We start from the raw sequence: 12,750 nt of genomic DNA on the forward strand, positions 1-12,750 counted from the left end.
GATACAGTCAGGGAGCCTCGATCCCGGTGAGCGTAAAGGTTTCGCGGACGACAGCGTCGTTGCGACGGACGCGCTTTACACGCACGCGGGCGCGAGCGGCGACATTGACCCAGTCGCGATTGTAGCGCGAGAGTTCATCAGCGCTGAGTGCGCGATCGATCCGCCCGCGGATCGTGCCCTGTGGCGGGCCGACGCGGAATTCGAACTGATGTGCATCCGGCAAGACGCCCCCGAGCTGTCCGCGCAATATCTCTACGCTGTCCTGCACTGTTGTCGACGTTGCGCGTTCCGCGGCCCGCTCGACCGCTTCGGTCCCGAAGCTTCTGTCGGTTTCGCCTGAGACGAGACGAAGCGTCGCCCCATTTGAGCGCATAATGTCGAAGAAGTCGCGCGCCGTGGCCAGAAGTCGATCGTCGATGGTCTCGATCGCTGTCCGAAACTCCTCTTCGTCGGGCTCTCCAAAGGCATTGAGGAGCCGGGTCGCTTCGTCAACAGCGGCACGGAGCGGGGTCTCGACCAATTGCTGTTGCGGTCCTGCTTCCTCAAGAAGGAATCCGAACGAGCCACGAACGATATTTGTGATGTGGAGCGTGGAAGCCGCTTTGTTAGCAACGACACCGCGCTGGCCCAGACCGTCGGTCTCATGAGCTAGAACCTTGGCGACAATGTCCTGGAATTTTGAGATCACCGTACCGGCAAATTCGCTCTCGATACCACGCTGACCGAGCACAGGACGACCGCCAAAGAAGAGCGCGGCCGATGCGGTAGGCTCATTGCCTGCGGCGTCGAGACGCGCTATTTCCTGCTGCAAATCCGCAAGCCGTGCCTCGAGGCCAAAACGCGCCATTATGTCTTCGTCACCGAGCTGCGCAAGCAGACCGGTCACTGCGGCGGCGTCGGCATGAGCGAAGTCCCGTTCGAGTTTGCGTAGGCTTGTCATGGCGTTCCTCCATTAACAGCTTCGTCATTGGCGGGATCGAGCAAGGCGAGCGCCGCCGCGTCGTCAGCTTCGTCCTCGAGCCGAACCTGCAGCATGCCTTTCCAAAGGCTGTCCTGGCGTCGATGCGAAAACAAGCTGAGCCAGTAGCGGGTCAGGTTGACCAACGCTTCTGGCGTGCCGTTGAGGTCGACCGGGAAGAAATCAAGGCTGTAAGTGGCCTTGACTTGGGCGCGGCCAAACAAGCCAATATTGCCCTGCATAAGGCGTGCGAGCGTATTGCCGTCACGGATTCCGGGTGGCCGATAGAAAAACGCGACGATGTCGAGATCCTGAGGCTCCTTGTTTTCGACGAAGCTACCGTCGAGCCATTGAAAGCCGCGCTCAAAACCAATCGCCCTGAGAGATGCCCGATGATCGAGCCAGCCCTTCAAAATGGTGCTGCGCCTCGGGGTCGTTGCAAGCGTCGTCACCACTTCGGCTGCGGTGGTTGGGTAAGGCGAAAGATCTTCGGGCGCCCCGCCCGGTCCATTGGGGCCAACGAAGGGTGGTAAAACGCCATCGATAGTGAATGATGGTATTGGCATAGGTCTATGTTACTGCCTTCCGCCCTTGAACATTAGAGGCACACTAAGATCGGATCTGAACGGCGTCGCGAGGTCCAAATGACACAAATCCATTTCGAGAAGATAGGTGGGACGACCGAATTGAAAGGTTGGCGACAGAACGTTAGGCTGATCCTCTGCCGATAATGTGAGAAACACCTTAACCACGCGCGACCTCGCCGACCGTTCTGGCAAAGGGGGGAAGAGCGCAACCAGAGCCGCCTTGCTCGCGTAGATATTTAAGACCGCACGACATGATCATACTGGCCCCCCTCTAGAGGTATCCCGTTTGCAATCCTTTCAAGCTCGTTGGGGACGAATGGAACCTCGATCCGGCCAACCCCTTCGGGTGTCGTCCAAGGCAAGATGGAGAACGTCCATAGAATGCGTTCCGCATGGCGGTTCAATGCTAAGAATTCTGAGTAGGACTCCCATTCTCCGCGACGGTCCCAGAGATAAGCCAAGTCTCTGCGGAAGTCGGCGTACCACGCTCCAAGTTGTCGCCGATCAAGTTCCGCGGCAAGCGCCGTTGTCCTTGCAAGCACGTCGTCGCCGACTCCATCGGCGTGCCCGAGCAGAGCGGCTGCATGTTCGAGGAAGAAAGTCACAAGCGGCAAGATCTCTTCGAGGAAACGGTCCATATCCCCGTGCCACCGGTAGGACACACGGGCCGCGGGTATTTCAGTGAAAAGTTCATCCAGCGCGGTCAGGATGACATATTGTTCATCTTTGAACTGGCGCGAGCCGCCGAATTGTGCGGCTGCCCTTCCGGCAAAGTACGCACTCCAAGCCGGATAGGTGCAGCGCTGTAGCAGCCCGTCGACACCATCCACGGGGGACAGAAGAACTCCGGGGAGCGCCTCATCGAAAATCTCAGTTATGCCGGCATGCGCAAGCTGATTGGCAACGACATACTCTGCGCGCTCGCGATCTTGCTCTGCCTCGCTGAGGAGGTTTCGCCCGACAAAACCGGCCATCACAATATGGCTCTTAAGCGTTCCATCGCGTTTAACGCCAATCGGCTGCGCAACTCCAGAGATCTTATCGGATTGTCGACTTTGCGCGGCACCGATTCCGAGCTCTCCCCGATCCAACGTCGATAACGCTACCACGTAATCATCTGCGATAGTGATCCCGTCTAGGCGCTCCAATGGAATCGTCCAGGCAACATCTCCCAAAAGGTCTGACAGCGCCTGCGAGATCAGGTTGGCGGACTCCTCGTCGAAATCACCTCGGTAAGAAACGGGAATATTGAACGTTGAATACGGCGGGGATACGGGCTTACCGACAATCTTGGGCGCTCCAGGGAGGATTGCTTCCAGCCCGCTCTCAATTGCATTCTCGACCACCAAGACGGAGCGCTGACGGATGAGCGCGGTCAGTTCCACGATCTCGACGGCCTGCGACGAACAAAGAAAATAAGTATGGCTGCATTGCGCCGCAGCTCGATTGAATACAGCTGGGTCGAATTCCTCGCTGGCTTCTCGTCGCCCTACAAGAAGTGTCCTGGAAGTTAAAGGCAGAAGTGCCGTTGCTACCTCCTTAGGTCCCGCCATCATGAGTGGATAGATATCTCCGGCAGCCTCGATCCCCAGGGCCACACAATCCGGCAAGATCAAATCGTTGTCGGATGAGACCACGCGCCACTTGAACTCGCTGAGCATGGCAGCACGGACTGTCGGCACGGCGGATCCGGCTAGCATCTTTCTGTGTCCGTCCCGGGCCTGGTTTGTCGCCTCAGCTGAGAGCAGGCCAAGTACGGCCTCGATACCTGGAAGTTGCTGAGCAAAAAGGGGCGAAAATCCTTCTCGCGCCGCGGTGAAGGCGAACTTCTCGAAGAGCGAAATTGGAATTCCTGACGCGGCGATGCCCGGATTTGCCGCCAAAGCACTGCCGACATGTTGTCGGAAGGTATCGGTCACTGAGGGTTCGGCAAGCCCTAAGAGCCTTCGGACATTTTCCTCATCGGAGAAGGCGCGCATTGCCCCGTCGGCAAGGCTCGTCATTCCGTGCGCAAGCGCTCCACGCAGGTGCGCATTTCTGGTGGTTAGATGGGCAATAACCTCGGCAACGATTTCAGGATCAGCAAGGTCGCCCACAGGTACAGATCGCAGACTCTTAACGAGTGACGACAAACGGTTCTCGTAGTGTGTCAGCTCGTCATCGAGCGTCTTCGAACCATCGGAGCTAAGATCGGAATAGAAATAGCTTTCTGCCCCGCTGCGGTCGATATTGGAGGGATAGTTTTTGCCCCCCTTGCGGAACACAAAAATCCTCTCGGCATCCCCAGTGTTGCGGATGAGGAAGCCGCGTTGGAAGAGTTGCGGGATTTCATGCTGAACTTTACCTGCCATGCTCGAGGCGATTCCTCACTTCCAAACTCACAATCTGTCATCGACTTTCGTCCTGGGCGGTTGTGTAGAAGGCGACAAGCCACTCCCGTTTCAGCTGCGCGACAACAACTCGGCACGGGAATCCAGGCTCCCAGTTAGTTGGGAAAAAGGCGTTGATCTGCTCGCCGGCCTGCCCGCAAGGCGCGCATTTCCGAGACTATCGCGTTGAGCACCGTCGCCTCTATCAATGGGCCAATGACCGCATCCACCTCCTTTTGCGGGCGCATCCATAGTGGCTTCGACAATATTGAGATGCAGTCGAAGCTGTCTGTCGGTAATGATATCAAACGCCTTCTCGCGAAGCTGCTCCTCGCCGTCGTATAGCATTTCAACATTCGTCGGAATGACGTTCCGCGTTTGCCCAGGCACGGCATGAGCCCCTATCTGGCCTCTATCCTCAGCGCAGTCAGCGTCTCCGGCGTGATCGTCCCGGTGACCTTCAGCGAGTAGTCTGCCTGCATGCGCAGTAGCCCGGCCCTCAGCTCCGGATTCATCTCGCCGTCTATCTCGCCGCTATAGTAGCCGAACGCGAGCAAGGCGAACTGGACCTCCTGGACGATCTCCTTGAATTTGTAGGCATTGCCTGGGAGTATCTTCAGCGGTGCCGGCGCTGGCGCGATAGCGGGCGCCTGGTATGTCGGCTCGGGCGTTGACGGCGCGCTATACACCGGGGCCTGTGCGCTTGGTGCCGGCGGGATGTAGGAATAGCCGCCCGTCGACGACCGATGGCTCGAATGTGAACTATGGCTGCTGTGACTGCTATGTCCGGCCAGCGTGTACAGGTGGTCGAGCTTGAAGATATCGAAGAGAGATTTCGTCCTTCCAAGGTCGCCGTCCAACGTTGGCTTGGTCGGCAGCGCTTGTGCGTTGGCGGGCAAGAATCCCGCCGCGAGCAGCGACGGTATCGCGAAAAGCCGCTTTTTCATTGGATGGCCCCCAAATTGCTGTATCCGTGGTTAGCTGGATGCCACTCGAAAAATCCCCCGCACCTAGCCTTCAACGAGCATCCGTCACACTCCTCTCGGTAGGCACGCTTCCAGTCGGAGATCGTCGCCGGGGCCAGATGGCGGTATGGCTTTCTGGGACCGTGCAGAGCGGGAAATTGTAGAGCCAGGCATCAATTCCCCGGCTCCGCACGAGATCGATGGAACGGCCGACGACATCGAAGCCTTCCGAACTGTCGTAGAAGAGAGTCTTCCAGTTCATTCGACCGAAGCCGATGTTCTCCATCTGCATGACTGCCCATGTCCGGATGAACGGCAGGGTGGAGACGATGAACCTTGCCAGTTGAGGCAGCCCATTCGCATTCGGACGCATCAGCACGGTGCGGAGCTCTACCTGGGCACCCAAGCGGCACATGAGCGCCAGGGTCTCCAGCAGTTGCGCGTGCGCGCCGCCCTTCCCGACGATCTCGTCATGAACAGCGGGATCGCAGGAATAGAGAGGGATTCCCCAGACCACCCTTCCCCGATCGATACGACTCATCGCCTTCCAATCATCCAGATCGAAATGCTGGCCATTGGTCAGGACGTGGAAGGAAAGGTCCGGGCGCGCCAAAAGCACCCTCTCTAGGAATCGAAACAGCTGAGTTTTGAAAAGCGTCGGCTCTCCACCGGAGATCCCGATCGTCGCGCCTTCCGGCGCAAGCAACGCGGCGGTTTCGAAATACGGGAATAGGTCGACGTGATGCTTCTTGGGCGGCTGGGAGCACATCAGGCAAACCTGGTCGCACCGCTCCGTGACCAAGAAGGTGTTGTGTTGAGACGTACTACGGATAAGGCGATCCGCGGTTCCGCGCCGCGGGTTTACGAGCAGCACGTCTCCATCGACCTTGGAAGGATCGATGCCAAGAATTCGTATCGGTCTGCCCTCGCCGACATAGTGGGCGCCATCGGGGCCGACGCGCTCCAGCACCGCGTCGAAAGGACTCAGTTGTTCAGTCCTTTGTTCGCGGGCATCGGCCTCAAACGAGCGAAGCCGGACCACGAAAGGCTGGTCAGCGTTTGCTTCCACCTTGATGCGCAGGGGTATCATGGGTGCACCGACGCCATGTCGCCGGTCCAGCCGGCAACGCCGAGCCAGGCGGCCAGCGAGGCGCGCGTCGGCTCGTCGTTGCGGTAGAGGACCTCAAAGACCTTGTCGAAGAGCGACAAGTGCCGGCCGCAAAACCATGTGTCAGGCCGCGGAACGTCGATCCGGCCATACCGGGAGATATCGTCGATCACGTCAGTGCCGCAGAACGGCTGATAGGCGCAATGGATGCAATCTGGATCGAAGTGGTTGAGTGCCCCCGAATTGAGAACGTCTACCTTTGCCCGGTCGATCCCTGTCCCGACATCGCCAATGCTGAGATCGATACGGCCGATCCTGGACAGCATCCGGGCCTCGTCGGTCGGGTAGAAGCGGCCGTCGTGGTCTATCACGGCGTAGTCGGAGGCGAAGAAGTTCGGGTTTCGTATGTCGACGTGGTTGTTGGCATCGAAGTGGAGCACACGCTTCAGGCACTGGCTGAAGTAGTATTCCTCCATAAAGCGCCCAGTGCGATGGTTGCGAGCGATCAGCAGATCGATGAATTCGCCATGAAGGCGATTCCAACGCGCAAGGAGATTGTCGCCCTGCTGAAGCTTTCGCGCGAACCCTTGGTGGTTTATCGGGCGGAGGTAGACGGACCGGACTCCATAGCGTTCGTAGTTGTCCAGCAGCGCCTCGAAGTCCGGTGGGTTGGTGACGTCGACCGTCGGCAATGCCGAGATCTTGCCCTTCGGATAGCGGCAAACGGCCGCCTCGAGATTTCCAAAGAAGGTGTCGGTGACTTCGCTTCCATGCGTGCGCTGGCGCTCATGCGTTGCCCGGTCTCCGTCAAGGGAGGTGCTAATGAAGGTGTCCTCGGCATCGAGGAACGCCCATGCGCGCGGATCCAGTCGCTGCAGGTTCGAGCAGACGACGAACTGTGATTGGGAAAACTTTTCCCGGCAGAAGTCGCGGACGGCTTCCAGCATGTCGACCCGCAGCAGGGGCTCGCCACCCTGGAATTCGATCTTTATGTCGGGACCTTCCAGACTGTCCAGAAACGAGAGGACACCAGAGAGGGTTTCGGGCGACCAGTCGAACCCACGTGCACTTTCGGGAGCGCGGGAAACCTGGCAATAGCCGCAGGCGAGGTTGCAGCGGAGCGTCGGCACCAGGATGACGTAGTTCATTCGCGTCGGCCTCGACTGGCGCCGCGCCCACCTGTAGGCGAACGATGTCCAGTTAAGGTCGAACTCCTTGTCGAAGCCGTGATTTCCTTCCCTGAGGAATGTTCCGTCGACGGGAGTCAGGCTATCGGCGGCGTACCGATCCAGGAAGCCGTGGCTCGACTTGAAGAATCCGCCTGCATCGTCGGCGAACAGTACCGAACCGTCCAACATTTCGCGGAACTTCAATGGCCACAGGTTCATCGGCTTATTACCGCGGCGACGAGCGCCTGGCGCATGATCAGAGTTTCGGCGTAGATCTTCTCACGGTAGACAGCGTGCAAAACATCTTTGCGAAACCGCTCTTCGGTGAGGTCGCTCGAACCGCGTATTGATATCCCGCCGTCGCGCCACGCGAACTGGCACGCGGGGTAAAGTGCCTGAAGGCGAAGCATCGCCGAATCGACGTGCTTCTCAAATTGTGGCGAAACATCCACCACGAAGTCTAGTTCAACAGCGTTAGGCAATCTTTTCGTATCCCGCCCCGCGCGATAATGCGCGGGTCGGAATAAACAATCAACGGCATATTCGACAATGGGCAGTCATAATCGGCCTCACTTGCGACGTATTTTCTTACTCTCGGCTCGAGCCCATACTTGCAAGGTGCGCTAGAATACCTATTTCACTCTAGCGTCCGAAAGGAGGACGCCACAATGAGCTACCTGATGCTCCGCATCTCGATCGCGCTCACCCTGTTTCTGATGGCTGACGGCGTTGCCTTCGCCAGCAAGGTCATCGGCAACGGCTAACAGCATGAGGCAAGGGCGCGGCATGCCAGCCACGTTTCCCGCGCCTTAAGTCTATCCACTCTGTCCACGATAGTGTTCTGGCGGTGGCCGAAGCTTTTCGGCATTTTGATCGGGAGAGCTTCGCCGACAGATCGAGAAGAACAGGAAGATGAGCAGCACCATCATAATGCCGAAGGCGGCGATGGTGCCGACGATGTCGGCTATCATGATCTGCATCACCAGCTTAAGGCCGACGGTGCCGTTGGTCACGGCGGTGCCGCCGTCATGGTCAACAGCATGCCCCCGATCATAACAGGACGATCATCATCGTGATGGGGAGGTTCGACGCGCGGCGTCGCTGCGGCTATTCATCCCCTCGGACCTCCCGCGAGACGGACCTCCGCCTTCAGCGCCCGATTCTTGCCATCACCCGGTAAGCATAAAAGCTCAAAGCCCTGCCGCCTTCTTGCCTAGGCCCTAGGATTCGTGAATATGGCTCTTGGGGTTGTGTAGGGGATTACCATGCGTCGCGTGTGCAGTGTGGGCGTTGCTGCGTTGTTGGCGGCTGTTTGTTTGCCAGCCGTAGGCTCGGCATCGTCGCTTTTCGACCTCATCCAGATAATACAGAACGGGCAGCAAATGACGCGGCCGATGGCTTTCAGGCCTCCGCAGTCGAACGCATTTTGGCTCGTTGTATCGAGCAGGCCGACCGAAGGAGAGGCTATCGCTCTTGCGCAATCTTATGCGCCGACACTGGGGCCGACACTTGTCGTTCACAGCCGGAACGGCGTGTTTGCTGTCGTCGCCGGGACACTCTACCAGGACAAGGCCAAGTCGAACCTGACCACGCTCAAGGAACTTTATATCATCCCTCAAGATTCATTTCTCTCGCGCGGGGACGGTTTGGACGGATTGGTCTGGATGTCCTATCAGAGAGGAGCCTCCTTCGACTTTGCAACCCAGCCCAACTATTTGAGAGTCGTCCAAAGGCTCCAGGCGGCGATGTCCAAGCTTGGCCTCTATTCCGGCCCTGTGGACGGCCTGATCGGGCCGACGACCGTCAAGGCCTTCAGGGCATACCTTGCGCGTTTCGACCTGCAGCCGGGCGAAGTTCTTACCGACTACAGCCTCGCGGAGATCGAACGCAACGCCGGCGATGGCTTCCACAGCGACCAGGAGCGAAACGCCGCCCGGGCGCTCGGCTTTACGGACGCGCAGAGCTTCAACGATGCAAGGTCCGGCGGCTTTACCTCGGCTAGCGCATTCGCGCAGGCGAAGAGCATGGGCTTCATGACGCAGCGCGACTACGAGGCCGCCTTGTCGGCCGGTTTTCGCAGCCGAAATGAATACGAAAGTGCCCAGACAGGCGGATTCGCTGCAGCCGATGAGTATCGAGCGGCCCTCCAGTTTGGCATTCAGACCAGGGCGGAGTTGGTCGGCTATCGCGCGTCAGGTTTTTCCGATCCCGCCGCGTACCGAGACGCCAAGCAGAAGGGCTTTTCCGATAAGGCCTCCTACGACAAGTCGGAGGCCCGGAAGCTGAAAGCCGCGAGAGCCGCCGCAACAGCGCTGCTCTCTGATGCCGAAACCTTCCTGAAGCTGAACCCTCAGACTTCTAACCTCGTCGAGATCGCCGCCCAGGCCGCCGCTCTGAACGCGCAAGTCCAAACAGATTCCACCGATGCTCTGAACAGCTCGGCGCTGCGGCTGAGCAACCTGCTTATGGCCGTACCGGGATATTCCGAGTTTTCGGCATCTAGGGACAAGGAGCGCGCCCGGGAAATTGAAAAGCGGAAGGCCGAAATCTTCGCCGAGCTACAGGCCGAACGTCAGGCGCTCAAGCATTGGATGAGCAGCCATCTGACATCGGCCAAGCTTCCCGAGGTCGTTCAGGAGGTGAAGGCGCTCGACGAGATCACCGACACGAACGATCTGGACACGCTGGCCGATGCACGAGAAGGCGTGCGGGCGATGATCGCCAGGCAGGCGCTGGCGGATGAACTGGATACAGGCAAGGCCGCTGACAGCCAGGAGAGCAAAGGCGCGACTTATGCAGTCACCGAACTGAACAAGGCGCTCCTCCGCGGCCCCTTAGAGGACGTGGTCGTTCTCTACAACGCAGGTCCGAAGGCGCCATCCCTCCTGCGCACGATATCCGGGCAGTTCTCCCTGACGAAGAACCAGGCGTGGATCTGCCTGTTCGGCCCAGAGAGGACGCCTGCCTTGGACAGGGCCCTCCTCGGGGCCATCGACCCGCTGGGAGGCAAGGCAATAAACGTCAAGTCGGAATGCGGGACGAACGATCTCGAAAGCGCCGATCTCTTCCTCGTCCAGCGGAAGGTCTTCCTGGAGGCCCCGCCAACGCTTCAGGCGGCCTATCTCGAAGCGATGGGCGCCAAGACCATCCGCGTGTTCGATCCTATCCACTTCGACGACATTAAGGCCCGAATGGACGCAGACCAGACGCTGGCCGTGAAGATCGCTCAGGACGTCTCGTCAGGAATGCGCGAGGGATATGGTGGCATCCTGCTGACGAGCTCGTCCGACCGGATCTGCAGCGTCATCGATGGTAATGCTGCAGTACACGGAGCGACCATTGGCAAACTAGCTGATTTCGCAGGCATGTCGGGAAGCACCGTCTCATATCCGTCGATCGACAAAGCCTACGAGGACGTACGGCACGAACAGTGCCGGGTGCTCTACGCGTCGGCCGCCAACCTGAAGGCCAGCTCTGAGGCCCTCGCGCGCGACGGCGTACAGTTTGCCTTCGCCCCGGTGTGGCTCGACAACAGCGAAGCCGCCACTGACGCGGCCAAACTAGATGCCGCCAAGCAGGCAGCAATCAAAGCTGCGGAGGCCAAGCGCGTGGCCGCCGACGAGGAAAAGAAGATCGCTGCCAAGCGCGAGGCGGACGAGAAGAACTCCAAATCGGCCCGCCAGTTGGATCTGCGCCAGAAAAACGGACCAGCCGCGACCGCACTGCTGAACCTCTTCTCGGAAGGCCTGAAGAGGACCGTTCTCGGTTCGACAGACAAGTCAAACACCTCCTCCGGGATCAATATGGAGACACTGTTCCCTGATTTTGCGAAATGGAACGCAGGCCTTTCACAAGACAACTGGAAGGCTACGGACGCAACCTCCGAGGTGCAGGACTATGGCACCGTAAACTGGAAGGGTCGTAACCTGGATGGCATCGTCATCAAGGCGACGGTGAAGATGGCGAGCGCTGAGCGTGGTCAGTACAAGGATGAGTGCTTTCTGTTCGGCGCAGTGGTCGACCACGAGTTCGAGATGATTCGTGACCCGTATGAGTCCAAATGCAATGACACCCAGACTTCCACCCGGTGGGCTGCCGGTCACGAGCTCAAGAGCCTTTGGGTTGCCAATTGACTGCCGGCGACGAGGCAACAAACGAGTTCGGAGGCCTGCAAATCTTGCTCAGGCCGTCGAGGATTCACTCCCCTCCATAGCGGGCTGAAATAGCTCCAAGGCGCCGACACCCCAGAAGGTAGTCACCGCCCTTCTTGCCCAACCTGTCCCTCATCGCCATCGGAAAAGTCGGGCGTGATGTCGCCCGCCAGCAGTTTCTCCTTCGACAGCAGCCCAGCGTCCTCGAGCGCCTCGAAATCCGGCAGCTGGCGCAGCGTGTCGAGCCCGAACTGCGACAGAAAGTTCTTCGTCACATAGGTGTAGGGCGCGCCCGGCTGCGGGCTGCGCGGCCCCGAAGCGATCAAATCCTGCGCGCGCAGCACGCCGATCAGGTCGCGCGACACCTCCTTGCCGAAAAAGCTCGACAGTTCCGAGCGCGTGATCGGCTGGAAATAGGCAATGGACATCAAAACGAGCGCCTCCGACTGCGACAGCTCTTTTGCCCCCTGCCCCGCGCCCGTGCCGAATGCGGCGTGAATGATCTCTCCAAAGGCTTTTTTGGTCCGGTGCTGCCAGCCGCCGGCGACCGACATGAGCTCGTAGGGGCGGCCAGCGAGCTCGGCGCGAATGTCGTCGATGATCAGCTCGAGATTGCAGCTTTTGCCGACGACACGCACCAGCACCTCGCGCGGCACCGGTTCATTTGCCGCAAAGATCACCGCTTCGACGCGGCCCATCCATTCGCGCCAGCGCAGTTCTGGCGGCAGGTGCTCGAGCTCGGTGTCAAGCAGCGCCGGCGGATCGTTCGGTTTGCGGCGGGCAGAGGCTTCGCTCATCGCTAGAGCCCAAACAGCCGAAAGCTGGTGCGGCCAGAGAGCTCGCGCACGACCTCGAATTGCTGCAGCCGGTCGAACAAGCGCCGCGCCGCAAAACGCGAGAGGTCTTTGGTCGTCAGCGAGCCGGAGACGGCGTCTTCACTGAGCAGCAGAAGGATCACGTCGGCAGCGCCCTTGGCGCGCAGTTTTGGCGCCACCGCGAGAAGCTTTCCGGCGCGGCGCGACAACTCGCCGGCCAACCGGCAGGCCTCCGCCGCCGCTTGAACCAGCGCAACGCAGACCGCCCGTTCAAAATCCTCCTCCCCGGGTCGGATGCGCTTGCCACTGCCCGCCCCGGCGCGGAAGGATGGGCCAAAGGCCTGCGCCATCAGGAGCGGCAGCGGCCGCGGCCAGCCCAGGCTTTGCGCCAGCACCAGGTCGGCGAGCCACCAGGTCAAAAGCTCGGCATCGGGCCGCATGGCGACGATTTGAGCGGCGGTCGCCGCGGCGGCGAATGGCGCCGGCCGCGCCGAGGACGCGGCTGCCCTGCGCGACGCCTGGTATCTGCGCCAGGCCGGGGCCGACCCCGGCCCCGCCGGCACCATCTTTGGCGTCTGGCGGCAGTTGGCCGTGCAGCCGCCCGTCGCCAGCGCCGACCGGCTCGAAA

Annotated in this window: 11 protein-coding genes and 1 pseudogene; 2 read left to right on the plus strand and 10 right to left on the minus strand. The window is 59.8% G+C overall.

Going from position 1 to position 12,750, the window contains the following annotated elements; genetic code table 11:
• Window positions 1–7 precede the first annotated feature (7 nt).
• The 8 genes from AC1DZU_RS33990 to AC1DZU_RS34025 all read right to left on the minus strand — a co-directional run bounded on the left by AC1DZU_RS33990 (window position 8) and on the right by AC1DZU_RS34025 (window position 8,169).
• The gene (locus AC1DZU_RS33990) at window positions 8–940 is read right to left on the minus strand and encodes a hypothetical protein (protein WP_477291633.1); all 933 of its coding nucleotides are present in this window, start codon (window positions 938–940) and stop codon (window positions 8–10) included.
• A complete protein-coding gene (locus AC1DZU_RS33995; protein ID WP_477291635.1) occupies window positions 937–1,524 on the minus strand; it encodes a DUF6932 family protein in 588 nt (195 codons plus the stop codon). Before AC1DZU_RS33995 ends, AC1DZU_RS33990 begins: the two co-directional genes overlap by 4 nt.
• Window positions 1,525–1,781: 257 nt before the next feature.
• On the minus strand, window positions 1,782–3,896 hold the full coding sequence (locus AC1DZU_RS34000; protein ID WP_477291637.1) for a DUF4238 domain-containing protein: 2,115 nt from the start codon (window positions 3,894–3,896) through the stop codon (window positions 1,782–1,784).
• Window positions 3,897–4,315: 419 nt separating this feature from the next.
• Entirely contained in the window at window positions 4,316–4,861 is a 546-nt protein-coding gene (hxsA, locus tag AC1DZU_RS34005; protein ID WP_477291639.1) for a His-Xaa-Ser repeat protein HxsA, read from the minus strand.
• Between the two features lie 70 nt (window positions 4,862–4,931).
• On the minus strand, window positions 4,932–5,969 hold the full coding sequence (locus AC1DZU_RS34010; RefSeq protein WP_477291641.1) for a radical SAM protein: 1,038 nt from the start codon (window positions 5,967–5,969) through the stop codon (window positions 4,932–4,934).
• Entirely contained in the window at window positions 5,966–7,375 is a 1,410-nt protein-coding gene (gene hxsB / locus AC1DZU_RS34015) for a His-Xaa-Ser system radical SAM maturase HxsB (RefSeq protein WP_477291643.1), read from the minus strand. Before hxsB ends, AC1DZU_RS34010 begins: the two co-directional genes overlap by 4 nt.
• Window positions 7,372–7,638 (minus strand): hypothetical protein, encoded by a 267-nt coding sequence (locus AC1DZU_RS34020; RefSeq protein WP_477291645.1) that lies wholly within the window; start codon window positions 7,636–7,638, stop codon window positions 7,372–7,374. The genes hxsB and AC1DZU_RS34020 overlap by 4 nt, the downstream gene beginning before the upstream one ends.
• A gap of 333 nt (window positions 7,639–7,971) precedes the next feature.
• Complete coding sequence (locus tag AC1DZU_RS34025; protein ID WP_477291647.1) at window positions 7,972–8,169, minus strand: hypothetical protein; 198 nt, start codon at window positions 8,167–8,169, stop codon at window positions 7,972–7,974.
• Between the two features lie 252 nt (window positions 8,170–8,421).
• Between AC1DZU_RS34025 and AC1DZU_RS34030 the strand changes: the two genes are divergently transcribed.
• Window positions 8,422–11,289, plus strand: coding sequence for a peptidoglycan-binding domain-containing protein (locus tag AC1DZU_RS34030; protein WP_477291649.1), 2,868 nt, complete (start codon window positions 8,422–8,424; stop codon window positions 11,287–11,289).
• Between the two features lie 122 nt (window positions 11,290–11,411).
• On the opposite strand, the gene scpB is transcribed toward AC1DZU_RS34030, so the two are convergent.
• Together scpB and AC1DZU_RS34040 are read right to left on the minus strand one after the other, a co-directional pair.
• Window positions 11,412–12,104 (minus strand): SMC-Scp complex subunit ScpB, encoded by a 693-nt coding sequence (gene scpB, locus AC1DZU_RS34035; protein WP_477291651.1) that lies wholly within the window; start codon window positions 12,102–12,104, stop codon window positions 11,412–11,414.
• Between the two features lie 2 nt (window positions 12,105–12,106).
• Window positions 12,107–12,622, minus strand: a pseudogene (locus AC1DZU_RS34040) (DUF1403 family protein); the annotation flags it as partial.
• Between the two features lie 7 nt (window positions 12,623–12,629).
• Between AC1DZU_RS34040 and AC1DZU_RS34045 the strand changes: the two are divergent.
• A partial coding sequence (locus tag AC1DZU_RS34045; RefSeq protein WP_477291655.1) for a DUF1403 family protein occupies window positions 12,630–12,750 on the plus strand: 121 nt, incomplete at its 3' end.

This window comes from Mesorhizobium sp. P2_A12, assembly GCF_056405075.1.

Excerpts from the sequence above, each read along its gene's own strand:
- AC1DZU_RS33990 (WP_477291633.1), bottom strand. The coding sequence starts at position 940 with ATGACAAGCCTACGCAAACTCGAACGGGACTTCGCTCATGCCGACGCC.
- AC1DZU_RS33995 (WP_477291635.1), bottom strand. The coding sequence starts at position 1,524 with ATGCCAATACCATCATTCACTATCGATGGCGTTTTACCACCCTTCGTT.
- AC1DZU_RS34000 (WP_477291637.1), bottom strand. The coding sequence starts at position 3,896 with ATGGCAGGTAAAGTTCAGCATGAAATCCCGCAACTCTTCCAACGCGGC.
- hxsA (WP_477291639.1), bottom strand. The coding sequence starts at position 4,861 with ATGAAAAAGCGGCTTTTCGCGATACCGTCGCTGCTCGCGGCGGGATTC.
- AC1DZU_RS34010 (WP_477291641.1), bottom strand. The coding sequence starts at position 5,969 with ATGATACCCCTGCGCATCAAGGTGGAAGCAAACGCTGACCAGCCTTTC.
- hxsB (WP_477291643.1), bottom strand. The coding sequence starts at position 7,375 with ATGAACCTGTGGCCATTGAAGTTCCGCGAAATGTTGGACGGTTCGGTA.
- AC1DZU_RS34030 (WP_477291649.1), top strand. The coding sequence starts at position 8,422 with ATGCGTCGCGTGTGCAGTGTGGGCGTTGCTGCGTTGTTGGCGGCTGTT.
- scpB (WP_477291651.1), bottom strand. The coding sequence starts at position 12,104 with ATGAGCGAAGCCTCTGCCCGCCGCAAACCGAACGATCCGCCGGCGCTG.